Consider the following 25,451-nt stretch of genomic DNA (forward strand, 5'->3'; position numbering starts at 1 on the left):
CCCGGTCCGTTCACCGCTGTAGCGCGTCGATCGCCGCGATGACGATGTCCACATGCTGCGCCCATGTTGGGGGGCGATAGGCGGGGATCCGCTCCAGTTGCGCAGCATGCATTGGCCCGGCGTTGAAATGGTCGAAAATGGCCCGCCGCCAGGCCGGCCCATCGAGCGGATCCAGATAGTCCGGTGCTGAGCCGCCCGCTTCGCGCAGCGCGGGCAGGTCGCTGCAGATGACCGGCGTGCCGACGGCGAGCGCCTCGGCGACCGGCATGCCGTACCCCTCGGCGAACGACGGCAGCACCAGCGCGCGGGCCCCGCGCAGCAACGCATCGAGATGCTGATCCGAACAGCCGTTGCGCTCCTCGACATGGCCTCGCAGCGACGGGCAGCGTTCGAGCATGTCGATCACCTGTTCATTCTCCCACCCGCGCCGACCGACGATGATCAACCGTGGGATCTCGTTTTGCGGCAACGTCTCGGCGAAGGTCCGCCACAGGTTGAGCAGCAGCAGGTGATTCTTGCGCGGCTCGATCGTGCCGACGCACAGGAAATAGGGCACGTCGGGCACCGCGATCGGCGTGGCGGTCGTGGGCATGACCTGCGTGCCGAGCAGCGCGACGTGGATCGCAACGTCGCGTCCGGTCCGCGCGATCCACGGACGCATCGAATCGCCCGTCGCCGCGGAATTGACGATCACGCCATCGGCATAAGCGGCGATCGTCTCGATCCGCCGTTGATGCAGGCGGGCACCGTCGGGGCGCGCATATTCGGGATATTCGATCGGAATCAGATCATGCACCAGGCACAGAAATTGTGCCTGCTCGCGCGCAAGGATACGCTGGACGAGTGCAGGCCGGGTCAGGTGATGTGGCGACGCCTGGACATAGACGCTGCCGGGAGTCGCGCGACCGGGCTTGGGGAGCAGCGTCATCAACAACGGCACGGTTTCGCGCAGCGAGCGCTGCTCGACCCCGCCGCCTTCCGAATCCCAGCGGCGTTCGAGCAGGTCGAGGTAGCGCAGCGCGGTCTCGGACGACAGCCGGCCATAGCCTGCCAGCGGATGGACCGCGGCGAAATCGAGCCGATCGCCGAGCCGGTCGTGCAATCCGCGGGCATAGGCCATCTCGACCCGGTCGACGCCCGAGGGGGTGTGATGCCGCGCGCGCGAGATCAGGCGCGAAATATCGAGAATTACGCGCTTCTTCACGATGTCTTCGCTCCCATCAGGCGTCCTTGCGCCTGGCGCAGTCGGCTGACCCAGCCGAGTCGGTTGTGTGTGGCCCCTTGCCCCATGCGGCCGATCAGGACTTCGGGCGAGCAGGGCAGGCTCGTCGCCGGATCGAGGTAGCGTGGATAGGCGATCAGGACCGCAGCGATCAGGTCCAGCACGCTCAACGTGCGGCCACGGCGATCGGGAATATGGCCAAGGTCCTGCGTAATCCCCCAGCCCGCATAGAAAGGCGTGCCGTGGCAGGTGACGTCGCGACCGCGCAACAGTGCCTCGAACCCGGTCAGCGAGGTGAGCACGTGGACGCCGTCGACCAGATCGAGCAGGGGTGCCATCCCGCCGCCGACGACGACGCGGTCGGCATAGTGCAGTGCATCCGACTCGGCGACGACGCCGACGCGGTGGCCTGCGGTGACGTCGGGGTGCGGGCGGAACCAGATTTCGGCGTCGGGTTCTCGCGCGCGAGTGCGGCGCAGCAATTCTAGGTTGCTCGCCAGTCCGCCGCCGCCGAGCCGCACCGACATGTCGTCCTCGACCTGCCCCGGGACCAGCACCAGCCGGCGTCCGGGTTGACGATCCGGGAAGCAATGCGCTGTATCGCTGCCATATTTGCTGATCCCCGCCGCCAGGATCGTGTCGCGCAACCGTGCCGCGCGCGCAAGCATCTCGGGCGGGAAGTCGGCGGTCGCGAGCAGTGTCTCAAGGTCGCTCGCGCGGCTGGGGTCGTAATGAATCCCGCGCCAGTCGACCGTAACCGACGACGGCGGCACCAGATTACTGCCAAGCCCGACCGAGCGGACGAACCCGTCCTCGACGCGCACCAGCGGCACTCCGTCGGCGTCGGCCTTCGCCACCATCGCGTCGGAAACGCGCGACGGCCAGATCGCGACCGCACCGCCGGCGTGCGCGGCCCACGCCAAAGCACGCCGTTCGGAGCGGAAAAAACGCAATCCGTGTTCGGGCGTGAACAGGAATCGCGCGATTTCATGCCGTTTCCACCAGCTAAAACCACACCCGGCGACGATGTTGCGGTTCCCCGCGAACGTCTGTCGCCAATCGCCGAGCGTGGCGATCGTTGCGGTCAGGTCGGTCGGTTCGCCAGTGAACGGATCGCGGTAGCGCGTACCCGCCAAATGCTGCGCAACGGTCCGCCGCACCGTCTCGACATCGTCGCCAGGCGTCCCGAAGCGTCCCGCGGACAGCAGATGCACCCGCACCCCCGCGATCGCGGCGAGCGCGACCCATTCGTCGTCGCCGTGCGCGACCAAGGCGGTCATGCCGGGGAGCAGTGACCACGGATCGGTCGGCGACTCGCTTCGACGCGGGGTGGCCGCGATGCGCTGCGCGGTCGCCTGTTCGGCGGCGGGCAACAGCGCGCGCGCCGCTGCATCTTCGCCGGGCTTGCGGGTGCGCAGCACGACCGCGACTGGGTCGGGCGAAGGCGTGCCCCAGAAGCATCCGCCAACCCGCGCCGTACGAATCGATGCGAACAGATGGCCGATCGCCGCGTGCGACAGGTCCGGCGCGCGGTCGGCACCGTCGCGCGTGACGGACACGCCGCCGTCGGGGAAGGGGGGCGCGCGCAACAGCGGCGGCAAGGCTGCGTCGCTCATGGACGCTGGTCCCAGGCGCCGAGGCGAAGCCCGTGCCCATCACGCTCGATCACGCCATAGGCGCCGGTCCGCAGCTTGAGCGTCGGCAGCGCGCTGGCCTGACGCTGGAGGTCCTCGTCCGCCAGCAGCGCGAACCGCGCCGCGCCGTTGCTCGTCACGATCAGGATGCGCCCTTGCGCGGTTGCAAACAGATCGCGCCATCCCGCGATCCGGCGATCCGCATCGACGATCCATCCTTCGGGTGCTTCCGCCGCATGGTCCCACCGCACGAGTGCGGCTTCACCGATCCGGTCGATCACCTCTGGTTCCAGCTTTGCCTCGTCAGGACCGTGGTCGATTTCGGTCAGCCAGTCCGCGGGCTCGACCTGCAGCGCGGCGGGCTGATGCGCGAGGATTCCCGCGATCGTCGATCGCGTCCGCCGCAGCGGCGCCGCCAGCGCGCGGTCGAAGCCGATCCCGGCTCGCGCAAATGCAAGGCCCAACGCTTCCGCCTGCGCGACTCCGCTCTCGACGAGGGCGAGATCGGTCGCCGCACCGATCCGGCGTGCGGGCTCCCCCGGCGCGAACGTATTGCCATGCCGGACGATGAAGACGCTCAGACCCATAAACGCTCAGATCCACGAAGACTGGGGTTCGCCGTATTCCGCAATCAGCCGCTCCGCCATCGCGAGATCGGCGGGCGTGTCGATCCCCGACATGGTGTGCGGCATCGCATCCGCCGCGACCGTCAGGATCGGCTCGCCCGTTTCGAGGAACCGCAGTTGCTCGAGCCCCTCGAGTCGTTCGTACAGCGTGGGCGGCGTCGCCTCGAACCGCCGCAGCGCATCGAAGCGGTACGCATACAGGCCGATATGGCGGAACACGGGCGACAGCGGCTCACGCTCGCGCAACCGCTGCTCGTCGCGGATCGCGGGGATCACGGTCTTCGAGAACCACAGCGCGCGCCCGTCCTCGCGGCGGGTGCAGGTCGTGCCGCTGAACGGCGATACAGTCTTGTGCTGGCGCAACGTATCGAGCGCGGGCCAGGGAAGCTGGACGACCGGGGTGGCGACCGAGCAGGACGATCCACGCAGAGCAGCGATCAGCGCCTCGATCAGCGCGGGCTGGACGAACGGAGCGTCCCCCTGAAGGTTGACGACGATCGGCGGGGCGACGGCGCGGTCGCGCGCGACCGCCCAGGCGCGGCCCGAGCCCGAGGAGATATCCGGATCGGTCATCACCGCCGCGCAGCCGAGCGCTTGCGCATGATCGTGGATTCGCTGGTCGTCGGTCGCGACGACGACGTCGACGTTCCCGGCGCGCGCAGCCCCTTCGCGCGCGATCGCGACGACGCGCGACAGGAGCGTCGCGCCAGCAATCTCGATCAGGGGTTTCCCCGGCAAGCGGCTCGACCCGAAGCGGGCCGGGACGACGATGAGGTCGGCCGGGATCGGGTTGGCGGGGATCGGGTTGGTGGGGGTCAAGTCGCGCGGAATCTCAGACAACGCCTGCCCGCAGGATGTCGTGCAGGTGGATCACGCCGACCGGCCGCGAATCCTCGCATACGAACAGCACCGAGACGGCATTGTCGTTGAGGATTCGCAGTGCATCCGACGTCAGCGTGTCGGGCGTGACCGTGATCGGCGTCGGCGTCATATGCTCGCCGATATCGTCGGCGAGCCGTTCGCTTGCAAAGCTGCGCCGCAGATCGCCATCGGTGAAGACCCCGACCAGCCGGTCGTGATGATCGACCACCGCGGTGCAGCCGTACCGTTTGCGGCTCATTTCCATCGTCGCGTCGAGCAGCGTCGCGCCGAGCCGGACCTTGGGCACTTCGCTCGATTCGGCCATCAATTGCACGACCGTGGTCAATTGCGCGCCAAGACGTCCGCCCGGGTGAAAAACGAAGAAGTCCGACCGCGAGAAGCCGCGCTGTTCGGTCAGCGCCACCGCGAGCGCGTCGCCCAGCACCGCCTGGACGACGGTCGAGGAAGTCGGCGCGAGTTCGTTCGGGCAGGCTTCGCGGACTTTCGGCAATGCCAGGCAGACGTCGGCGGCGCGCCCGGCGGTGCTCTCCGGGTGCGCGGTCGCGACGATCAGCGTGACCCCGAAACGACGGCAATAGGTGATGATCGCGCCGAGTTCGGCGGTCTCGCCCGACCAGCTCAGCGCCAGCACGACATCGCCGGCGCTGATCATGCCGAGGTCGCCGTGGCTGGCTTCGCTGGAATGGAGGAACAACGCCGGGGTGCCGGTGGAGGCCATCGTCGCGGCGATCTTGCGCCCGACCAGCCCGCTCTTGCCGACGCCGGTGACAATCAGGCGGCCGGACAATTTGCTGAGGATCGCCACGGTCTCCAGAAAGCTGTCGCGGAGTGGCGCAACCCGCAATGCCTCGGACAGCGACTGAAGGGCGTCCATCTCGATCCGCGTCGTGCGGAGTGCGGACAGCAAGCCCGAATCGTCCAAGACCTTTGCAGCGATTGCTTGCATATGTTCCTCGCAGTTCCAGGCGACAGGGTAATATCGACCTACAACTAAAGTGTTATCGCGTTGACATCCAGCCAAACGACGCCACAGATCGCCGCACTGCGGCAAAGCGCATTGCTAGAGAGACAGGTTCCGCGCGTGGCAAGGGAAAAAGCATAATGCAGTTGTGTGGGCGTGAAATCGGGCCGGCCGAGCCGATCTTCTTCATCGTCGGCCCGTGCGTCATCGAAAGCGAGTCGTTCGCGCTTTCCACCGCGACGCAGCTTCGCAAGATCGCCGACCGGCTGGGCGTCCTGCTGATCTACAAGAGCTCGTTCGACAAGGCCAACCGCAGCTCCGGCGCGTCGTTCCGCGGCCCGGGAATCGAGGAGGGTCTGCGCATCCTGGAGAAGGTCCGCACCGAAACCGGACTGCCGATCCTGACCGACGTCCATAGCGAAGATCAGGTCAAGATGGTCGCGGACGTCGTCGATGTCCTGCAGACCCCGGCGTTCCTCGCGCGCCAGACCGATTTCATCGCGGCGGTCGCGGCATCGGGTAAGCCCGCCAATATCAAGAAAGGCCAGTTCCTTGCCCCCGGCGACATGCGGCATGTCGCGGACAAAGCACGCGCGGCGGCGGCGGCGGCAGGGGTGCCGACCGACAATTTCATGATGTGCGAGCGCGGCGCGAGCTTTGGCTATAACAACCTCGTGTCCGACATGCGCAGCCTCGCGATCATGCGCGATACCGGCTGCCCGGTGGTCTATGACGCGACCCATTCGGTGCAATTGCCGGGCGGGCAGGGCGACCGATCGGGCGGCCAGCGCGAGTTCGTACCGGTGCTGGCGCGCGCGGCGGTCGCGGCGGGGGTGTCGGGGCTGTTCATCGAATCACATCCCGATCCTGACCAGGCATTGTCCGATGGCCCGAACAGCTGGCCGCTCGACCGGCTGGAAGCGCTGCTCGAGCAGCTCGTCGGGATCGATGCGCTGGTGAAGGCCGGCGGGCTCGACGCGGTCGCCTGAGGGCGCCGGCGCGATGCTGGCGCATGTTCCCGTGGCGATCGGGGTTCAGCTGCTGTGCTGGGTCATCGCGCGCGCTCTGGGCGCGCCGACGCGCGCGTCGGTGTGGACCGGCTGTTTCGCGGGAAGCGCGGTGTGCATCATGCGCGAGATCACCCAGCGCGAATATCAGTGGATTGAGCAATTCGGTGCCGGGCGGCGGGCGAACATGCCGGGCTATGCCGGACTCGAGGTGTGGCAGTGGAACAGCCATTCGTTCACCGAGACCGCCGTCGCGATCGCGGCTTCGGCGGCGCTGGCCGCAGCGGTCACCTTCGGAAGGGGGCGGTAAGCCACCCCGTTCATCCCCCCGCAAGGTGGCTCCCGCCACGCAGGTTGCGCATGGCGGGAGCGTCAGGGCCGAATCGTTCCGGGAGACGATGACTCGGCCTTGATACTTTATCTCATCACATGTACCGGGCCGTCATCGCACCCGACCAAGATGTTCTAAAAAGGCCGTCTCCCGCATGAACCGATTCCTTCTGCTGTCCAGCGTCGCCGCGTCCTTTGCCTTTCCCGCCGCCGCTTTCGCCGCCGAGCCTGCGCAGCAAGTCGATCCTGCGCCAGCGCCGACCACTGCGGCGTCGCCTGCCGATACCGCGGCGAACAAGGCCGGTGGCCCCGACATCGTCGTCACCGGTCGTCTCGATGCGGCGCGGGCGTCGATCCAGCCGAGCCTGGGCGCGACGACCTATTCGATCACCGCGGCGCAGATCAAGGCGCTCCCCGGTGGCGATAATCTCCAGCTGAACCAGATCCTGTTGCAATTGCCGGGGGTGGTCCAAGATGGCGGTGGGCAGTTCCACGTGCGCGACGATCACAACAATCTGCAATATCGCATCAACGGCACGATCCTCCCCGAAGGCGTCTCGGTGTTCGGCCAGACGCTCAGCCCGCGCATCGTCGAGCGGTTCGACCTGCGCACCGGCGCGCTTCCCGCGCAATATGGCCTGCGCACCGCGGGCATCATCGACATCACCACGAAGAGCCATTTCGACAATAGCGGCGTCGCGCAAATCTACGGCGGGACCAACGATACGATCCAGCCGAGCATCGAATATGGCGGCTCGACCGGCCAGACGAATTACTTCGTCACCGGCAGCTACAAGCACAGCAACAACGGGATCGACCCGGTCGATTCCGGGCGCACCCCGCTGCACGACAAGACCGACCAATATCAGGGCTTCGTCTATCTCGACCACACGCTGGATGCGAACAACCGCGTCTCGCTGATCGGTGGCTATGCCGACCAGAGCTACCAGATCCCCAACCCGCGCGGGCTTCGCCCCGACAGCGGCTATAGCGTCGGCGGCGTCAGCGATTTCCTGAGCAACGACCTCGACGAACGCCAGCACGAACAAACCGCCTTCGCGCTCGCCAGCCTGCTCCACGATTCCGGGCCGCTGACGCTCCAGGCGTCGCTGTTCGCGCGCTATTCGGCGCTGCGCTACACCCCCGACGTGCTCGGCGAATTGCTGTTCAACGGGCTCGCGCAGAATGCGTACAAGCGCGACTTCACCTTCGGCGGGCAGATCGAAGGGGCCTATCGGCTGAGCCCCGCGCACACGCTGCGCGGCGGCGTGATCATCGCACGCGACCGCAACAACAGCCGTACCTCGACCCAAGTGTTCGACGTCGACGACGCCGGCGCGCAGCTTGGCGAGCCGGTGACGGTGATCGATAACGGTAGCGCGACCGAGATGACCTACAGCGTCTATCTCCAGGACGAATGGAAGATCGCCGACCCGCTGATCGTCAACTTCGGCGGCCGGTTCGATCATTATAACGGCTACCGCGCCGAGAGCGCCTTCTCGCCGCGCGTCAACGCGGTGCTGACCCCGGTCGAGGGGCTTGCGCTTCACGCCGGCTATTCGCGCTATTTCTCGCCGCCGCCGTTCAGCAACGTCGCCACCACCAGCGTCCTCAAGTTCCGCGGCACCAGTGCGCAGGCCCCCGGCGACGACGGCGTCTCCCCGCCGCTGACCGACACCCCCTATGCCGAGAAGCAGGACTATTTCGACGTGGGCGGGCAGTGGAAGCTGTCGCCTACGGTGACGGTCGGGCTCGATGGCTATTATCGCAAGTCGTACAATCTGCTCGACGAAGGCCAGTTCGGCGCGCCGATCATCCTGACGCCGTTCAATTATGCGCGCGGGACGATCAAGGGCGTCGAGGGCAACATCAGCTACGCCGCGCACGGCCTGTCGCTGTACGGCAACCTTGCCTATGCCAAGGCGCAGGGGACCAACATCGTCTCCTCGCAGTTCAACTTCGACCCCGCCGATCTCGCGACGATCGCCAGCCGGTCGATCTATCTCGACCACGACCAGACGTGGACCGCCTCTGCAGGTGCGTCCTACCGGATCGAGCAGGGCTTCCTGCGCGATACGCGGGTCGGCGCGTCGATGCTGTACGGCTCGGGACTGCGCCGCGACGGCGATGTCCCCAATGGAGCCAAGCTGCCGCCCTATGCGGTGGTCAATCTGACCGCGAGCCACAATTTCGCCGGCCCGGGGATCGAGATCCGCGCGGACATCATCAACGTCGGCGACCATGTGTACCAGATCCGCGACGGATCCGGCGTCGGGGTGGGCGCACCGCAGTTCGGCGCGCGGCGCGGGTTCCTGTTCGGGATCAGCAAGACGATCTGAGCGGCGTTACACCAACTTCCTTTCCCCGGCGGAGGCCGGGGCCCAGTCGAAGTGGTCGAGGTAACGAAGCGCAGTGCTTCGACGTCCACCGTTTCGCTCCTGGGCCCCGGCCTTCGCCGGGGAAGCGGTAGCTTGGAAGGGGGGAGCGAAACCGAAACCGGGAGAGGTACCTACTCCCGCTCGCTCAGCTTGCGCTCCCACGCGAGTGCATCGCGTACGATCAGGTCGAGATCCGCGCGCTGCGGCGTCCAGTCGAGCGTCGCCAGGATCGCGCGATTGTCCGCGACCAGTTCCCCCGCATCGCCTGCGCGGCGTCCCTTCACCACGCGCTCGAGCTTGCGGTTGGTTACCCGGTCGACCGCGTCGAGCACCTCGAGCACCGAGAACCCCTTGCCATAGCCCGCGTTGAGCGTGTGGCTGCGGGTCGGTTCGGCGATCAGCACGTCGAGCGCCGCGACATGCGCCGCCGCGAGATCGCTGACATGGATATAGTCGCGCACTCCGGTGCCGTCGGGGGTCGCGTAATCGGTGCCATAGACCCCGACCGTCTCACGCTTGCCGAGTGCCGCCTCGACCGCGATCTTGATCAGGTGCGTCGCGCCGATCGTCGACTGGCCGCTGCGCCCCGCGGGGTCCGCCCCCGCCACGTTGAAATAGCGCAAAGCGGCATAGTTGATCGGATGCGCCGCCGCGACGTCGCGCAGCATCGCCTCGGTCATCAGCTTGGAGGTGCCGTACGGGTTGATCGGCACGGTCGGATCGCCTTCCGCGACCGGCACGCGCTCTGGCGTGCCATAGGTCGCGGCGGTCGACGAGAAGATGAAATGCTTCACCCCCGAAACGACCGCGCTCTCGATCAGCGCGCGGCTCGCCACCGTGTTGTTGCGGTAATATTTGAGCGGATCGCTCACCGATTCGGGCACGATGATCGATCCGGCGAAATGCATCACCGCGCGCACGCGATGATCGCGCATCGTCGCGCGGACCAGCATGTCGTCCTCGATCTCGCCCCGCACGAGCGTCGCGCGCGGGTCGACCAGCCAGTCGAACCCCGTCGTCAGATTGTCGTAGACCACGACCTTGTGGCCCGCATCGAGCAGCGCCAGCACCGCATGGCTACCGATATAGCCTGCGCCCCCCGTCACCAGCACCGAACCGTCAAGCATCGCCGTCCCCTTTTGTCGCCTGCCGCCGTACCTATCTTAGACCCCTAAACAAGGAGCGAATGATGGCAAGCGAAGTCGCAACGCTGGCAGGCGGGTGTTTCTGGTGCACCGAAGCGGTGTTCAAGGACGTGATCGGAGTCGAAAGCGTCGAGAGCGGATATATCGGCGGAAAGATCGCCAACCCGACCTACAAGCAGGTGTGCGGCGGCGATACCGGCCATGCCGAGGCGATCCGCGTCACCTTCGACAGCGATCAGGTGCGCTATGGCGACATCCTCGACATGTTCTTCGCGACGCATGACCCGACGACGCTCAACCGCCAGGGCAACGACGTCGGCACGCAATATCGCTCGGCGATCTTCCCGCATTCGGACGAGCAGGCCGCCGAAGCGCGTGCGGCGATGGAGCGTGCGGCAAAGGACTGGCCCGCGCCGATCGTCACGACGATCGAGCCGCTGACGGAATGGTATGAGGCCGAGGACTATCACCAGGATTATTGGGACAGCGAAGGCCAGCGCAATCCGTACTGCATGGCGGTGATCCCGCCCAAGCTGGCAAAGCTGCGCAAGAGCTTTGCGGCGCGGTCGAAGACGGTCTCGGCGTAACGCGGTGTGGGGGCGGGGGGCAGGCGATCGTCGATTGCCTGCCCCCTCTGCGTTTTCGCGCTTCCCCGGCGAAGGCCGGGGCCCAGGAGCGGGCCGGTCGGAAGAGAGCGCAGCACGTGCTTGCCGACCGCCCTCGACTGGGCCCCGGCCTTCGCCGGGGAAGCGCACTCGGGTATTGTGGGACTCTTCCCGTCACCGGTCTTGCGACCGGTGACGGCTAGTCCCGATGCGCGGCGCGGCGCAGGCGGTCGTTGATGGCGGTGCCGATGCCATCCGACGGGATCGGTGCGATCGCGATGCGCGCGCGGTCGGAAGCGTCGGCGCGGTGGAGCGCGTCGAACAAGGCAGCGGCGGCGTCCGTCAGGTCGCCATGCGCCGATAGCGTAGTGTCGCCCGCGACTTCGCCGAACCCGATGAGATATTCGGAAGCCTCCGCCTCGGTCGCGTTCAACCGGAGTGGCTTGTTCGGTGCGTAATGGCTGGCGAGCTGGCCGGGGGCGGTGATGATTGCCGCTTCCCCGTCTTCTCCTTGCTTCCCCGGCGAAGGCCGGGGCCCAGAAGTGGCCGGGTCGGAAGAGAGCGCAGTACTCGCTTGCACATCGCCCTCGACTGGGCCCCGGCCTTCGCCGGGGAAGTGCAATGGGGGGGCGGGGGAAATATCCCCGAACCGCGCTAGATCCTCTGCCGTCACCGGCCCAGGCCGCAACACCTGCAACCCGTAAACGATCGTAGACTCCACCCCAGCCTCGGTCGCGCCATCATCCACCACCAGCGCGATTCGCCCACCCAGCGACGCCACAACATGCGCCGCGCGCGTGGGGCTGATCGCGCCGCTCGCATTGGCGGACGGCGCAGCGAGGGGCACCCCAGCCGCTTCGATCAGCGCGCGCATCGCACGGTGCGCAGGCACCCGGATCGCAACGGTCGCAAGCCCCGCGGTCACCAGCGACGCAATCCCCGCATCGGTACGCACCGGCAACACCAGCGTCAGCGGCCCCGGCCAGAACGCCGCCGCCAAGGCGCGCGCGGTTGAATCGAACACCGCGATCCGCTCCGCCGCCGCGAGATCGAGCACATGGACGATCAGCGGGTTGAAACTCGGCCGCCCCTTGGCCGCATAGATCCTCGCAACCGCCCCCGAGTCGGTCGCGTCGGCGGCGAGTCCGTAGACCGTCTCGCTCGGGATCGCGACCGGCTGCCCTGCGCGAATCAGCGCGGCGGCCTCGGCGATCGCTACGGCACCGTAGGGTAAGGTTCGCGTCTGCATCGGCGGGTTTGGCGCGGTCATCATGCGGCGCTATAGCCCGCACAAACCTGCGCGATAAGAGGATGCCGCCCGTGTTCACTCCAGCCACCGCCGACCAGCGTTTCGTGCTCGACCATATCGTCGGGATTGCCGATCTCGCCGCGACCGAACGCTTCGCCGCCGCGAGCGACGATGTCGTCGATGCGGTGCTCGAAGGGGTCGGGCAACTCGCGGTCGGCGAATGGGCGCCTCTGCTGCGCACCGGCGACACGGTCGGCGCGAAATGGACTCCGGAAGGCGTCGTCATGCCCGATGGCTTCATCAAGGCGTATCACGATTACGTCGAAGGCGGCTGGGGCACGATCGGCGTTCCCGAGGAATTCGGCGGGCAGGGGCTCCCCTTCGCGATCCAGACCGCGGTGCTCGATACGCTGGGGGCAGCGAACATGGGCTTCGCGCTCGCGCCCACGCTGACGGTCGGCGCGATCGAGGCGCTCGCGCACCACGGCTCGCCGGAGCAGCAGGCGCTGTACCTTCCGCATCTCGCGACCGGCGAATGGACCGGCACGATGAACCTGACCGAACCGCAGGCAGGCTCCGACGTCGGCGCGCTTCGCACCTCGGCAACCCCGCGGGGAGACGGCACGTTCCTGATCAAGGGCACCAAGATCTACATTTCGTTCGGCGATCACGACATGGCGCCCAACATCGTCCACCTCGTCCTCGCACGTACCCCCGGCGCGCCCGCCGGGACCAAGGGCATCTCGCTGTTCCTCGTCCCCAAATACCGCCTCGACGCGGACGGAAACCCCGGCGATTTCAACGACGTCCGCGTCGTCTCGATCGAGCACAAGATGGGCCTCCACGCCTCCCCGACATGCGTGCTGAGCTTCGGCGACCAGGACGATTGCATCGGCGAGCTGATCGGTGCCGAGTTCGGTGGCATCCGTGCGATGTTCACGATGATGAACAACGCGCGCCTCAACGTCGGCCTGCAGGGCGTTCAGGTCGCCGAGGCAGCGACGCAGGCGGCGGTCGGCTATGCACTCGACCGCGTCCAGTCGGCGCGCGCGGGCTCGGGCAATGCAGCCCCCGTCCGCATCGTCGAGCATCCCGACGTCCGCCGCATGCTGCTCCGCATGAAGGCGCAGACCCAAGCGGCGCGTGCTTTGGTCTATTACGCCGCGGCGCAGGTCGATCGCGCGACGCTCGGCGAAGCTGGCGGGCAGGAGCGGCTCGATATCCTGACCCCGCTCGCCAAGGCGCATGGCACCGATCTCGGCAATGAAGTCGCGAGCCTCGGCATCCAGATCCACGGCGGGATGGGATATGTCGAGGAAACGGGTGCGGCGCAGTTCTTCCGCGATGCGCGCATCACCCCGATTTACGAGGGTACCAACGGGATCCAGGCCGCCGATCTGGTCGGGCGCAAGCTATCGATGGACAATGGCGGCGTCTTCGCCCGCCTGATCGCCGATATGCGCGCCGAGGCGCAGGACAGCGGGCTGAACGCGCTGATCGACGCCTGCGACGAGGTGGGGCGGCGGCTGGCGACGCTCGACGCCGACGACAAGCTCGCGGCGAGCTATCCGTTCCTGACGATGCTGTCGGTCGCGGTGTGCGGCTGGCTGATGGAGCGGCAGGGCCGGATCGCCGCGGACGCCGAGGGCGACCGCGACTTCCTCGGCATGAAAGTCGCCGCCGCGCGCTTCTATGTCGCGCAGATCGTCCCCGAGGCGATGGGGCTGAAAGCCGCGGCGATGGCGGATGCAAGCGTGCTCTATTCGATCGCGCCCGAGACGTTCGCGGCATGAGCGACGCTGTGTTCGACCTCGACGCCTATTTCGCGCGCGTTCACCTCCCGGCACGGCCCTCGGTCGACCATCTTGGCCTCGGCGTGCTGCAACGCGCGCACCGGCTGGCGATCCCGTTCGAGAATCTCGACGTGCGACTGGGGCGCGGGATCGCGATCGACAGTGCGTCGGTCTTCGCCAAGCTGGTGGGTGCGGCGCGCGGAGGATATTGTTTCGAGCACAACCGGCTGTTCCTCGATGCGCTGCACGCGCTCGGGTTCGACGCGCGCCCGTTGCTGGCGCGCGTCTGGCTCGGCGCGAGCGATGTGCCCGCCCTGACCCATACGCTCAGCCTGGTGACGCTCGGTGACGAACAGTGGATCGCCGACCCCGGTTTCGACGGCAGCTACACTCCGCCGATGCCGCTGATCGACAGCGCACAGGCGACCGCGCCCGACGGCGCGTTGTTCCGGCTCGACCGGGCGGGCGAGCATGGCTGGATGCTGTTGCGCGACGGCGATGCCGCGACCACCGACGGGCGCGGGGCGGGGACGGGATTCGTGCCGCAGTACAGTTTCGATACGCGGCTGGTGTACGATGCCGACCTCGCGCTCAGCAACCACTGGACCTCGACCGCGCCCGGCGGCCGCTTCCGCTCGGCACGGATCGTCAGCATCGTCCTGCCCAACGGCTTCGCCTCGCTGACCGACTCGACCTATCGGCGTCGGGCGGGCGGGGATTCGACCGAGGCGGTCATCACCGACCCGCGCGTGTACCGGCTGCGGCTGAGCATGATGTTCGGGATCACGCTTTCGGCGGAGGAGGTTGCGGCACTCGGGGTGGTTGCAGAGTAGGGACAGGGAGACTCCCTTCCTCACTCGCTTCTTCCCCGGCGAAGGCCGGGGCCCAGGAGCGATGGCCGAGGTAACGGCGCACATCCGCCAGCAATCCTTCATTCCTCAACTGGGCCCCGGCCTTCGCCGGGGAAGCGGAACAGTGCGAATGTGAGAAACAGCGCGGATTTCTCAGTGGAACGTGCGCCTTTGTCGTAGCGTCGTTCATTGATCAAACGCGCTTCCCCGGCGAAGGCCGAGGACCAGGAGCGATGGCGGAGGTAATTGCGCGCATTCGCCAGCAATCCTCTGTTCCTCGACTGGGCCCCGGCCTTCGCCGGGGAAGCGGAACAGTGTGAAAGTGAGAAACAGCGCGGCTTCCCCAGCAGTACCTGCGCTTCCGTCGTAGCGTCTTCCAATTATTAAACGCGCTTCCCCGGCGAAGGCCGGGGCCCAGGAGCGATGGCGGCGATAACTGCGCCCATCGGCCAGCAAGCCATCGTTCCTCGACTAGGCCCCGGCCTTCGCCGGGGAAGCGTATTGTATCCGACGCTTCTTTACGCCTTCTCGCGCTCCAGCAGATCCGCCACATCGAGCCCGAGCAAGTCGATATGCGCTGCGATCCGCGGCCAGCTCGTCTCAAGGAAATGCGCGCGTTCGGCGGCGCGCAGTTTTTCCGCCGCGCCGGGCAGGACGAACATCCCGACCCCGCGCCTAACCTCGACATAGCCGTCGTCCTGGAAGCTTTGATACGCCTTGGCGACGGTCAGCGGATTGGCACCATGTTCGGCGGCAAGCGCGCGGACCGAGGGAAGCTGATCCCCCGCGCGGAATTGGCCGCGCAGGATCGCGGCCGAAATCGTCCCGCGCAGCTTGATGTACACGGGCGAGTCTTCGCTGTTCAAGGCTGTCATGCTGATATAATACAGCACGGGCCTGTCATGTCCAGTCTTTTAATGGTTCCACTTTGTAACAATGTTTTCCAGAATGGGACGTGGACGCTCGTCTAATTGCCGTGAGGGCGTTCCAAGGAACATGAACCCGGCGATCCGTTCCGGATCTGCGCCGAACGCATCGCGGACCGCGCTCGAATAGCTTGGCCAGCCGGTCAGCCATCCGCCGGCATAGCCAAGCGCATGCGTGGCGTGCAGCAGGTTCATGCACGCCGCCCCGGCCGACATTTCCTGCTCCCACAAGGGAATGTGGCTTTCGGTCTTGGGCGAGGACAGCACGACCACCAGAGTGGGCGCCTGTTCCGCGAACTGCACCAGCGAAGCAAGCTCGGTCGCGCCAGCCTGTGGACGCTCGGCGCGATAGGCGGTGGTGATGACCTCGGCCAGTGCCGCGCGCTGCTCGGGTGCGACCACGACGAAGCGCCACGGCGCGAGTTTTCCGTGATCGGGCGTGCGCGCGGCGATCGTCAGAATTGTCTCGAGCTCGGCGGCATCGGGCCCTGGTGCCACCAAATCGCGCGGCTTGCCCGAGCGGCGGGTGGCGAGGAGCGAGAGCGGGGTTGTGCGATCATTGAACATGCGTTGCCCTTAACGCGGTACGCCGCATATTTACACACTTGCGATTGACGTTAGTCTCGCCCGCAACCAAACGCGCCACAATCGCCGGCGCCACGACATTTTCAGGAGTTTGTACATGGTGGACACCCCGACCGCGGATACCCCGCGCGAGCCGGATATTTCCCATGTCAATCCGGCAGCGGGCGAGACGTGGTTCGGCCATCCGCGCCAGCTGGCCCGGATGTTCACCACCGAAATGTGGGAGCGCTTCGGCTATTACGGCATGCGTGCGTTGCTCACGCTGTATCTCACCAAGCATTTCATCTTTGGCGATCGCGCCGCGACCGGCCTCTACGGCGGGTTCACCGCTTTGGTGTATCTGACCCCTTTGGTCGGCGGGTATCTCGCGGACCAGTATCTCGGCTCGAAGCGCTCGGTGAAGTTCGGCGCGATCATGATGGCGGTCGGCTATTTCACACTCTGCTTCGGCGGGCAGACCGCGGTGCCGTTCGCGACGATCGACGGGCAACGCTACAACGTCACGGTCGAAACCAAGGCGGGCACCGAGCAACGCTTCATCACCGATCAGGGCCAGCGCCTGCAGGTGAAGGGCAATGACGATGGCACCGTCTCGCTGCTCAGCGCCGACGGCAGCACCGCGCGGACGATCGCCAAGGACGGCTTCAAGTCGGACGCCGAGCGCAGCCCGCTGTTCGTCACGATCATGCTGATCGCGCTCAGCCTCGTCTCGGTCGGCAACGGTTTCTTCAAGCCCAACATCTCGACCATGGTCGGCGAACTGTATGCGCAGGGCGACCGACGACGGGATTCCGGGTTCACGATTTTCTACATGGGGATCAACGTCGGGTCGCTCGGGTCGCAGATCCTGTGCCCGATCCTCGCGGCGACGTTCGGCTGGTGGGCTGGCTTCGGGCTTGCAGCGATCGGCATGCTGATTTCGTTCACGCTGATCCAGTTCGATGGCGGCAAGCTCAACGGCTATGGCGAACCCCCGGTCCGCACTGGTCCCGACCGGACGATCCCGATCTTCATCGGTGCGCTGATCGCGGTGCCGGTGCTGTATTTCCTGTTCGTCAACCTGATGAACGCGGTGCCGCCGGTGCCGGGGTCGGGCTTCGTCGGCTATCTCGCGTCGTTGTCGCTGATGGGCAAATTGCTGTTCGGCACCTTCCTGATCGGGATCCCCGCGATCCTGATCTGGTCGTTCGTGATCGGCGACAAGCGTGAGTTCCAGATGATGCTCGCGGCGATGGTGCTGATCGTCTTCAACGTCGTGTTCTGGACGCTGTTCGAACAGGCCGGCTCGTCGTTGACGCTGTTCGCCGACCGCAACACCGATCTGCGGCTGTTCGGCGATTTCGCGATCTCCGCGCCGCAGACGCAGTTCTTCAACGCCTTCTTCATCGTCACTTTCGCGCCGATCATGAGCATCCTGTGGACGACGCTCGCCAAGCGCGGGATCGAGCCGTCGATCCCGGTCAAGTTCGGGATCGCGCTGATCGGCGTGGGGCTGGGCTTCCTGTTCCTGGTGCTGGGCGCCGGCTATGCCGGTCCGGGGTTCCAGGTCGGTGTCTGGTGGCTTGCGGGGCTGTACCTGATCCACTCGCTGGCGGAATTGTGCATCTCGCCGGTCGGGCTGTCGATGATCACCAAGCTGTCGATCGCGCGGATCGTCGGGTTGATGATGGGCGTGTGGTTCCTGTCGATCAGCTGCGCGCAATATGTCGCCGGGATCGTCGCGCAGTTCGCCAGCGTCGACACGGTCGGCGGGCAGGTCACCAACCTAAAGGTCAGCCTCGACACCTATACCGGCACCTTCACGACGATTGCACAGGTCGCGATCGTGCTGGGCGTGGTATTGCTGGTCCTGTCGTGGCCGCTCAAGAAGTGGATGCACGGAGTCAAATAACCGGGGGGTAGGGGCATGGACGGCACGGCAATGGTTCTCGTGAGTGCGGCGGCATTCGTCGGCTCGCACTTCGTGCTCTCCCATCCACTCCGTGCGCCGATTGTCAGGGCGGTCGGCGCGAACGGGTTTCTCGGGATCTACTCGCTGGTCGCCTTCGCCACGCTCGGCTGGCTCGCGCACGCTTACCGGACCGCCCCCGCCACCGCGCCGTTATGGGCGGTAGGCGAGGGGATCTGGGGGCCGGTGACGCTGGTGATGCTGGTCGCGAGCATCCTGCTGATGGGGTCGCTGCTTGGCAATCCGGCGCTGCCGGGCAACCCGGGTACCACCGCACCGGCGGCGGCGCGCGGGGTGTTCAGTATCACCCGCCATCCGATGATGTGGGCATTTGCCTTGTGGGGGTTGTGCCACATCGCGGTCTATCCGATCGCTGCCAACATCATCGTCGCGGTCGCGATCATCGTGCTCGCGCTGGTCGGTGCGGCGCTGCAGGACGCCAAGAAGGAATCGCTCCAGCCCGAGCTGTGGCGCGACTGGGAGCGCAAGACGAGCTACTGGCCGTTCGTTGCGATCGCACAGCGCCGCGCGAAGCTGGGAGGCTTCCGCCCGCACGACATCGCGGGCGGCGTAGTGATCTGGCTCGTCGCAACCTGGGCGCATCTGCCGCTTGCGGGGATCGCGGCGGGGGTGTGGCACTGGATCTATCGCTAGGGTTGGCGCGTCTGTGGGGTTCGGGCTACCGCGCCACCTTCCGCCACCCACGAAAGACGTCATCATGCGCTTGTTGATTTTTGGACTGGGTTACACGGCACAGGCGCTTGCCGACCGGCTGCGCGGCGACGGCTGGAGCGTCGTCGGCACCAGCCGGGACGGGCGTGCTGGCACGATCCGGTTCGACGATACCGACGCGGTACGGCGCGAGATCAGGGTAGCGAGCCACATCCTGTCCTCGGTTCCTCCGGCAGACGAGACCGACCCCGTCCTGACGACCTATGGCGCGGACCTGCTCCGCACGGACGCATGGCGCGGCTACCTTTCCTCGACCGGCGTCTATGGCGACGTCGGCGGCGCGTGGATCGACGAGACCGCCCCGACCGGCACCGGCCGCCGCAGCGCGCGGGCGGAGGCGGATGCGGCGTGGCTCGCGTCGGGCGCGCACGTGTTTCGTCTGCCCGGCATTTACGGGCCGGGGCGGTCCCCGCTCGACCGCGTGGCGCGCGGGAGCTCGCACCGCGTCGACGTGCCCGGGCAAGTGTTCAGCCGCTGCCATGTCGAGGATATCGTATCGGGCGTGATCGCCGGAATGAACGGCCCTGCGGGCGCGTATAATCTGGCGGACGAACTCCCCGCCAGCCCCAACGACGTCGTCGCCTTCGCCGCACGGTTACTCGGGATGGAACCACCGCCGTTCGTCGCGCTCGAAACCCTGTCGCCGATGGCGCAGGGATTTTACGCCGAGAACCGCCGCATCTCTAACATCAAAGCAAAGCGCGTGCTGTACTGGACCCCGCGCTACCCGGATTATCGCGTGGGTCTGCGTGCCTTGAGCGCGATGACGAGCCCGCCGATGACCAGCGCCGCGCCAGCACCCGCGAGCGCCGACCAGCGATAGCCCTCGAACAGCGTCGACAGGCACATCGCGATCACCGGCACCATCACGCCCGAATAGGCCGCTTTCGCGGGGCCGATCACGCGGAGCACGCCAAAATAGAGCGGGAACGCGACTGCGGACGCGAACACGCCGAGGTAGAGCGTCGCCGCGACATAGGACAGCGTCGGCTCGAACACCGGCGGCCCGGTGGTGATCCAGGCGAAGACGCCGTCGAACAGCGCGCCGAGTAGCATGGCTACCGCGAGCATCGGGATCATCGGATAGGCGCGCGCGGTCTGTGTCCCCTGCATCACGTTGGCCGTCGAGGCCGAGAAGATCGCGAGCACCGTAAAGCCGATCCCAATCAGCACTTCGGTCGGCCCGTGCGGGTCGACGCGCGTCTCGCGCAGGAACAGCAAGGTCACCCCCGCCATCGCGACGCCCATCCCAACGATCAGCTGCCGCCCGAGCTGCTGGCCGAGGAAGATCCGCCCGAACACCGCATTGGGGAGCAGCATCAGCGCGAACACGACCGCGACCAGCCCCGAGGTGATGTGCATTTCCGCGCGATAGACGAAATTGAAGTTGAGGCAGAATTGCGCGAGGCCCAACAGGACCGCGAAGCGCAATCCGCGCGCGTCCAGCTTGATCCGTTCACCGCGCGCGAAGGCATAGCCCGCCATCACGATTCCGGCGACGAGGAAGCGGTACGTTACGGACCAGCTTGCCGGAACGACGCCCAATTGCCCGCGGATCACCAGCCAGGTCGATCCCCAGATCAGCGTCACGATCCCGAACGGGATCAGGATCGCGAGCTGGCTCGACCGGGGTGGCCAGGCGCCGGGGGGCGCGGAACTCAAAGCGCGGCGATCGCGTCGGCGAGCGGGCGGATGTCCTCCGGCCGCTGGTCCCACGAAACGACCAGCCGCGCCTCGCCGGGGCCCCAGTCGTAGAAATCGAACCCGAGGCCGCGGAGTTTCGCGGCTTCTTCGGCGGTGACGCGGATGAACACCTCATTCGCTTCGGTCGGGTGGATCAGCCGGTCGCCCGCGCCCTGTGCGAGCAGCGCCGCGCCTGCATTCGCGTTGCGCGCGAGGTCGAGCCACAAATCGCCCTCGAGCATCGCGAGCAACTGCGCGGCGAGGAAGCGGCCCTTGCACAGCAGCATCCCGGCGCGCTTGCGGCGGTACAGCGTTGCGTCGGCGAGGTCGGTGTCGAAGAACACCAAAGCCTCGGCGTTCATCCCGCCGTTCTTGATGAACCCGAAGCTCAGCGCAGTAACGCCCGCGCGCCACGTCATGTCGGCGAGCGAGCAGTCGGACGCGGCCATGGCGTTTGCAAAGCGCGCGCCGTCCATATGGAGCCCGAGCTTGCGCGCCTTGGCGATCTCGCCGATCGCGGCGACCTCCGACGGCGAATAGACCCGGCCATATTCGGTCGCATTGGTGATCGAGATCGCGTGCGGCTGGGTCTGGTGGACGTCGTAGCGGGTCGCGTCGAGCACCGCGCCGATCGTCTCGGGCGTCAGCTTCGCGCCGTCGCCCTCCGCGAGGAACAGCTTCGCGCCATGCGTATAGAATTCGGGCGCGCCGCATTCGTCATTCTGGATATGCGCGTCGCGGTGGCAGATGATGCTGCCGTGCGGCGGGCACATCGCCGCGAGCGCAAGACAATTCGCCGCGGTTCCGGAGGGGACCCAGAGGGCGCGCACTTGCGTCTCGAACACTTCGGAGAAGCGCGCGTCAAGCTGCTTGCTCCAGCGGTCGCCGTCGTAGGCGGTGTCGAGCGTGTTGGCGTCGGCCATCGCGGCAAACAGGGCCGGATGCACCGGGGCGGCATTGTCGGAGAAGAAGCGCATGGGGCGTGCCTACGCGCGCGGTCGCGGGGGCGTCAACCGAAGGGAGGAGGGGCTAGGGGCGGTTCCATGCTTACAGACGCTTATTCAGTATCTGCTTCCCCGTCGAAGGCCGGGGCCCAGTCGTGATGGCGGAGGTAACTACGCGCAGTCGCCAGCAATCTTCTGTTCCTCGACTGGGCCCCGGCCTTCGCCGGGGAAGCGGGACGGCGTGAAATTGTGAGATTGGCGCCGTTTCTTCAACAGCACCTGCGCCTCGTTTGTAGCGTGGATCATCTACCAAATGCGCTTCCCCGGCGAAGGCCGGGGCCCAGGAGCGATGGCCGAGGTAACTGCGCGCATCCGCCAGCAATTTTCTGTTCCGCGACTGGGCCCCGGCCTTCGCCGGGGAAGCGGGACGGCGTGAAATTGCGAAGTTAGCGCAGCTTCTCGAGCAGCGCGGTCGCCGCCGCCGTCTCGGCTTCCTGCTTCGAGCTCCCCTCCGCCTCGGCCTCCGCAAACCCGCCGAGCGCGGCCTTCATGCGAAAACGGGGCGCATGATGCGGACCGGAGCGCTCCAGCACTTCATAGGTCGGGGCCTTGCGGTTGTGCGCCGCGGCCCATTCCTGGAGCGCGGATTTGGGATGCTGCGGTGCTGCGAGCTGCCGGCTTGCGCGATCCTGCCAGCAGGTGCGGACGGCATGGCGCGCACCCTCCAGCCCGGCTTCCAGATAGACCGCGCCGATGAGCGCCTCCATTACGTCGCCCAGCACATTGTCGCTGTCCGACGCGCCATCGTCGCGCGCCTGCTTGCCGAGCTTGAGATACGGCACCACGCCGATCGAGCGCGCGACATCGGCGCAGATCGCGCCCGTCACCAGCGCGTTCAACCGCTTCGACAGCGCCCCCTCGGGCTCTTTCGGGAACAGCTCGAACAGCCATTCCGCCATCACCAGCCCGAGCACGCGGTCGCCGAGAAACTCGAGCCGCTCGTAATTGGCCGCCGCCTGGCTGCCATGCGTCAGCGCGCGTTCGAACGGGACGAGGTCGATCGGGCGGTGGCCGAACGTCTCGGCCACCCAGTCCTGCAAGGCTACGCTCAAAAACCTTCTCCGACCCGCGACCAGCGCGCCGCGCTGAACCAAGTCCACGGCAGCAGCCAGCTGGCCGAGCCATCGGTCGAGAAGAACGACACGACCGCCTTGCCCTCGATCCGCTCCATCGGCACGAACCCCATGCCCTGCGGCGGGTCGAACCGGCTGTCGCCGCTGTCGTCGCGGTTGTCGCCCATCACGAAGACATGGCCCGCGGGCACCTTGTACACTGCGGTATCGTCGGCGCTCGGCATCTCGCCGCGGTCGAGCACGGCGTAGCTCTTGCCGTTGGGAAGCGTCTCGCGGAACTGGCGATAGCGGCAGATCGGCGTGCCTGCGGCGTCGGAGTCCATGAATTCGCCAGGGCATTCGGTCCCGCCCGGATAATTGGGCGACAGCGGAATGGTGAAGTCGGGCATCCGCACCTTGGGGATCGCCTTGTCGTTGAGGAACACCTGCCCCCCGCGCATCTGCACGCTGTCGCCGGGCAGGCCGATCACGCGTTTGATCACGTCATGGTCCTCGCCCGGAGGGCCGCGGAACACGACGACGTCGCCGCGGGTCGGGTCGCGCGGCAGGATCCGACCGGGGATCAGCGGCACGCCCCACGGCAGCGACCAGCGCGAATAGCCGTAGTTCCACTTGGACACGAACAGGTAATCGCCGATGTACAGCCGCGGCAGCATCGATTGCGACGGGATGCTGAACGGCGCGAAGATGAAGCTGCGGAACACGAACACGACGATCGCGAGCTTCAGGAAGAAGCTCAGCGTTTCGCGCGTTTCCGACTGGCGGGGCTTGGCCTTGCGAGGGACCGCTTGGCCAAGCGGAACGGGCGCGGGTTCGATGTCGGGCATAGCGCGCGGTTTGCGGGCGGCGGAGCGTGTCGTCAAGCTGGCGGTTGTAACTGGGGGCCGTTAGGGCGATCTACACCGGGATTCGATCCACCCCTACAAGCAACGAGGTACTCATGGCAGCCGACTGGACCGCGATCGAGGGGCTTCCCAGCCCCCGGCTTGAAACCCTGTTCGCCGACGATGCCGAGCGGCTCGCGCGCTTCACCGTCGACGTTGCGGGGATTCACTTCGACTGGTCGAAGACGCATCTGACCGAACAGGCGGTTACTGCCTTCGAGGCGCTCGCCAAGGCGCAGGACCTGCACGGCAAGCGTGAGGCGCTGTTCTCGGGCAAGGTCATCAACACCACCGAAGGCCGCGCCGTGACGCATGTCGCCGAACGCGGCGAGGGTTCCGAGGACGATGTCGCCGCCGCGCGCATCCTGCATGCGCGGATGCGCGCGTTGATCGACGCGATCGAGGGCGGCGCGCTTGGCGAGATTCGCCATGTGCTCCACGTCGGCATCGGCGGCTCGGCGCTTGGGCCTGACCTGCTCGTCGATGCGCTGGGGCGCGAGTCCGGCCGCTACGATGTCGCAATCGTCTCCAACGTCGATGGCTGCGCGCTCGAGGAAGCGTTCGCCAAGTTCGATCCGACCGCGACGTTGCTGGTCGTCGCGTCCAAGACCTTCACCACCAAGGAAACCATGCTCAACGCCGAATCGGTGTTGCAGTGGATGGGCGAGGGCGGCGTCGACGACGTGTACGGCAAGGTCATCGCGCTGACCGCCGACCCCGACAAGGCGGTCGAATGGGGTGTCGACGAAACGCGTGTCCTCCCGTTCGCCGAGAGTGTCGGGGGCCGGTACTCGCTGTGGTCGTCGATCGGCTTCCCCGCGGCGCTCGCGCTCGGCTGGGACGATTTTTCGGACATGCTCGAGGGTGCAGGCGAGATGGACCGGCATTTCCGCCAGACTTCGCTCGCGCACAATGCGCCGGTGCTCGCGGCGTTTGCCGACCTTTATTACACCCACAACCGCCACGCCGAGACGCGCGCGACCTTTGCGTATGATGAGCGGTTGCGGTTGCTTCCGTCCTATCTCCAGCAGCTCGAGATGGAATCGAACGGCAAGGGCGTGACGATCGACGGCGAGCCGCTCAACGGCCCGTCCGCGCCGATTACCTGGGGTGGTGTCGGCACCGATGCGCAGCATGCGGTGTTCCAGCTGCTCCATCAGGGCACGCATCTGGTCCCGGTCGAGTTCGTCGCGGTGATCGAGGCGGGTGATACGCTGGCGGAGGATCACCATCGCCAGTTGCTGCTCAACGCGTTTGCGCAAGGGGCCGCACTGATGAAGGGCCGTCCGAACGACGACGCCGCGCGCAGCTATTCGGGCGATCGGCCTTCGTCGACGATCCTGCTCGACGATCTCGACGCGCGGACGCTCGGTGCGCTGATCGCCTTCTACGAACAGCGCGTGTTCGTGAATGCGGTGCTGATCGGGATCAACCCGTTCGACCAGTTCGGCGTCGAGCTCGGCAAGGAAATGGCCAAGGCGGCGGATGCGGGCGGGCAGGAATTCGACGTGTCGACCACCGACCTGATCAAGCGCGCGTTCGGATGATCATGCTGGCGGCGATGATGGCTTCAATGACGGTGGCGGACATGCGCCACCAGCGCCGGGTGTTGATCGTCGCCGCCGCGAGCGCGGCGGATGCGCGCAGGGTCGCGCAGGACGCCGCGCTGGCGGGGATGACAAAGGCGCTTGCCGACCGTGACGTCACGGTGGTCGAACTCACCGGGGACACGGTGCGCGGCGCTGCCGACACTGCCGCGGCTTTGCGCGAACGGTGGCGTTTGCCCAAGGCGGCGTTCGGCGTGGTGCTGGTCGGCAAGGATGGCCACGCCGCGCTGCGCCGCTCCGAGCCGATCGACGCGTCCACGTTGGTCGCGACGATCGACGCGATGCCGATGCGCCGGGCGGGGCAGCGCTAGGATAAGTGGCCTACC

The 25,451-nt window shown here is 66.8% G+C and carries 24 protein-coding genes; 11 read left to right on the forward strand and 13 right to left on the reverse strand.

Annotated features, from left to right (window positions below; genetic code table 11):
• Positions 1-10: 10 nt before the first annotated feature.
• From AC3WJR_RS17155 to AC3WJR_RS17175, 5 genes are read right to left on the reverse strand one after another with little or no spacing between them, the layout of a single operon-like run.
• Positions 11-1,204 (reverse strand): glycosyltransferase family 4 protein, encoded by a 1,194-nt coding sequence (locus tag AC3WJR_RS17155; protein ID WP_492726456.1) that lies wholly within the window; start codon positions 1,202-1,204, stop codon positions 11-13.
• Positions 1,201-2,838 (reverse strand): capsular polysaccharide export protein, LipB/KpsS family, encoded by a 1,638-nt coding sequence (locus AC3WJR_RS17160; RefSeq protein ID WP_492726458.1) that lies wholly within the window; start codon positions 2,836-2,838, stop codon positions 1,201-1,203. Before AC3WJR_RS17160 ends, AC3WJR_RS17155 begins: the two co-directional genes overlap by 4 nt.
• Positions 2,835-3,443, reverse strand: coding sequence for a histidine phosphatase family protein (locus tag AC3WJR_RS17165; protein ID WP_492726459.1), 609 nt, complete (start codon positions 3,441-3,443; stop codon positions 2,835-2,837). Before AC3WJR_RS17165 ends, AC3WJR_RS17160 begins: the two co-directional genes overlap by 4 nt.
• Positions 3,444-3,449: 6 nt before the next feature.
• Positions 3,450-4,301, reverse strand: a complete 852-nt coding sequence (locus AC3WJR_RS17170) for a 3-deoxy-manno-octulosonate cytidylyltransferase (protein WP_492726460.1) — start codon at positions 4,299-4,301, stop codon at positions 3,450-3,452.
• Between the two features lie 13 nt (positions 4,302-4,314).
• Positions 4,315-5,310 carry a KpsF/GutQ family sugar-phosphate isomerase gene (locus AC3WJR_RS17175; protein WP_354283069.1) on the reverse strand — a complete coding sequence of 332 codons (996 nt, stop codon included), beginning with the start codon at positions 5,308-5,310 and terminating at the stop codon, positions 4,315-4,317.
• 155 nt (positions 5,311-5,465) lie between these two features.
• Here AC3WJR_RS17175 and kdsA point away from each other — a divergent pair, with 155 nt between their 5' ends.
• From kdsA to AC3WJR_RS17190, 3 genes are all read left to right on the forward strand, one after another.
• Complete coding sequence (gene kdsA, locus AC3WJR_RS17180; RefSeq protein WP_354283067.1) at positions 5,466-6,314, forward strand: 3-deoxy-8-phosphooctulonate synthase; 849 nt, start codon at positions 5,466-5,468, stop codon at positions 6,312-6,314.
• A 13-nt stretch (positions 6,315-6,327) separates the two neighbouring features.
• The gene (locus AC3WJR_RS17185; protein ID WP_492726462.1) at positions 6,328-6,642 is read left to right on the forward strand and encodes a hypothetical protein; all 315 of its coding nucleotides are present in this window, start codon (positions 6,328-6,330) and stop codon (positions 6,640-6,642) included.
• A gap of 175 nt (positions 6,643-6,817) precedes the next feature.
• Positions 6,818-9,001: a TonB-dependent receptor gene (locus AC3WJR_RS17190; RefSeq protein WP_492726464.1), complete on the forward strand. Its 2,184-nt coding sequence runs from the start codon at positions 6,818-6,820 to the stop codon at positions 8,999-9,001.
• A gap of 170 nt (positions 9,002-9,171) precedes the next feature.
• Here the strand turns inward: AC3WJR_RS17190 and galE are convergent, their stop codons facing one another.
• Positions 9,172-10,167 (reverse strand): UDP-glucose 4-epimerase GalE, encoded by a 996-nt coding sequence (galE, locus tag AC3WJR_RS17195; protein WP_492726466.1) that lies wholly within the window; start codon positions 10,165-10,167, stop codon positions 9,172-9,174.
• A gap of 62 nt (positions 10,168-10,229) precedes the next feature.
• Between galE and msrA the strand changes: the two genes are divergently transcribed.
• Positions 10,230-10,772, forward strand: a complete 543-nt coding sequence (gene msrA / locus AC3WJR_RS17200; RefSeq protein WP_492726467.1) for a peptide-methionine (S)-S-oxide reductase MsrA — start codon at positions 10,230-10,232, stop codon at positions 10,770-10,772.
• A 217-nt stretch (positions 10,773-10,989) separates the two neighbouring features.
• Here the strand turns inward: msrA and AC3WJR_RS17205 are convergent, their stop codons facing one another.
• Entirely contained in the window at positions 10,990-12,063 is a 1,074-nt protein-coding gene (locus AC3WJR_RS17205; protein ID WP_492726469.1) for an L-threonylcarbamoyladenylate synthase, read from the reverse strand.
• 38 nt (positions 12,064-12,101) lie between these two features.
• On the opposite strand from AC3WJR_RS17205, the gene AC3WJR_RS17210 reads away from it, so the two are divergent.
• Together AC3WJR_RS17210 and AC3WJR_RS17215 are read left to right on the forward strand one after the other, a co-directional pair.
• The gene (locus AC3WJR_RS17210) at positions 12,102-13,832 is read left to right on the forward strand and encodes an acyl-CoA dehydrogenase family protein (RefSeq protein WP_492726471.1); all 1,731 of its coding nucleotides are present in this window, start codon (positions 12,102-12,104) and stop codon (positions 13,830-13,832) included.
• Positions 13,829-14,665 (forward strand): arylamine N-acetyltransferase family protein, encoded by an 837-nt coding sequence (locus AC3WJR_RS17215; RefSeq protein WP_492726473.1) that lies wholly within the window; start codon positions 13,829-13,831, stop codon positions 14,663-14,665. The genes AC3WJR_RS17210 and AC3WJR_RS17215 overlap by 4 nt, the downstream gene beginning before the upstream one ends.
• 536 nt (positions 14,666-15,201) lie before the next feature.
• Here AC3WJR_RS17215 and AC3WJR_RS17220 read toward each other — a convergent pair.
• Both AC3WJR_RS17220 and AC3WJR_RS17225 read right to left on the reverse strand, forming a co-directional pair.
• Positions 15,202-15,558 (reverse strand): GntR family transcriptional regulator, encoded by a 357-nt coding sequence (locus AC3WJR_RS17220; RefSeq protein WP_492726474.1) that lies wholly within the window; start codon positions 15,556-15,558, stop codon positions 15,202-15,204.
• A gap of 39 nt (positions 15,559-15,597) precedes the next feature.
• The gene (locus AC3WJR_RS17225; protein WP_492726476.1) at positions 15,598-16,176 is read right to left on the reverse strand and encodes a nitroreductase family protein; all 579 of its coding nucleotides are present in this window, start codon (positions 16,174-16,176) and stop codon (positions 15,598-15,600) included.
• Between the two features lie 115 nt (positions 16,177-16,291).
• On the opposite strand from AC3WJR_RS17225, the gene AC3WJR_RS17230 reads away from it, so the two are divergent.
• From AC3WJR_RS17230 to AC3WJR_RS17240, 3 genes are all read left to right on the forward strand, one after another.
• Positions 16,292-18,085, forward strand: a complete 1,794-nt coding sequence (locus AC3WJR_RS17230; protein WP_492726478.1) for a peptide MFS transporter — start codon at positions 16,292-16,294, stop codon at positions 18,083-18,085.
• Positions 18,086-18,100: 15 nt separating this feature from the next.
• Positions 18,101-18,796: an NnrU family protein gene (locus AC3WJR_RS17235; RefSeq protein WP_492726480.1), complete on the forward strand. Its 696-nt coding sequence runs from the start codon at positions 18,101-18,103 to the stop codon at positions 18,794-18,796.
• 64 nt (positions 18,797-18,860) lie between these two features.
• On the forward strand, positions 18,861-19,697 hold the full coding sequence (locus tag AC3WJR_RS17240; RefSeq protein ID WP_492726482.1) for a Rossmann-fold NAD(P)-binding domain-containing protein: 837 nt from the start codon (positions 18,861-18,863) through the stop codon (positions 19,695-19,697).
• Here AC3WJR_RS17240 and AC3WJR_RS17245 read toward each other — a convergent pair.
• The 4 genes from AC3WJR_RS17245 to lepB all read right to left on the reverse strand — a co-directional run bounded on the left by AC3WJR_RS17245 (position 19,607) and on the right by lepB (position 23,461).
• Positions 19,607-20,536: a DMT family transporter gene (locus AC3WJR_RS17245; protein ID WP_492726484.1), complete on the reverse strand. Its 930-nt coding sequence runs from the start codon at positions 20,534-20,536 to the stop codon at positions 19,607-19,609. The genes AC3WJR_RS17240 and AC3WJR_RS17245 overlap by 91 nt on opposite strands.
• On the reverse strand, positions 20,533-21,534 hold the full coding sequence (locus tag AC3WJR_RS17250) for a threonine aldolase family protein (protein WP_492726486.1): 1,002 nt from the start codon (positions 21,532-21,534) through the stop codon (positions 20,533-20,535). The genes AC3WJR_RS17245 and AC3WJR_RS17250 overlap by 4 nt, the downstream gene beginning before the upstream one ends.
• 413 nt (positions 21,535-21,947) lie before the next feature.
• Complete coding sequence (gene rnc / locus AC3WJR_RS17255; RefSeq protein ID WP_354283038.1) at positions 21,948-22,613, reverse strand: ribonuclease III; 666 nt, start codon at positions 22,611-22,613, stop codon at positions 21,948-21,950.
• Positions 22,610-23,461: a signal peptidase I gene (lepB, locus tag AC3WJR_RS17260; RefSeq protein WP_492726488.1), complete on the reverse strand. Its 852-nt coding sequence runs from the start codon at positions 23,459-23,461 to the stop codon at positions 22,610-22,612. Before lepB ends, rnc begins: the two co-directional genes overlap by 4 nt.
• Before the next feature lie 113 nt (positions 23,462-23,574).
• Here lepB and pgi point away from each other — a divergent pair, with 113 nt between their 5' ends.
• Positions 23,575-25,065 (forward strand): glucose-6-phosphate isomerase, encoded by a 1,491-nt coding sequence (gene pgi / locus AC3WJR_RS17265; protein ID WP_492726491.1) that lies wholly within the window; start codon positions 23,575-23,577, stop codon positions 25,063-25,065.
• A 26-nt stretch (positions 25,066-25,091) separates the two neighbouring features.
• Positions 25,092-25,436 carry a DUF4174 domain-containing protein gene (locus AC3WJR_RS17270; protein ID WP_492726492.1) on the forward strand — a complete coding sequence of 115 codons (345 nt, stop codon included), beginning with the start codon at positions 25,092-25,094 and terminating at the stop codon, positions 25,434-25,436.
• Positions 25,437-25,451 lie beyond the last annotated feature (15 nt).

It is taken from the genome of Sphingomonas sp. FW306-05-A, assembly GCF_058782275.1.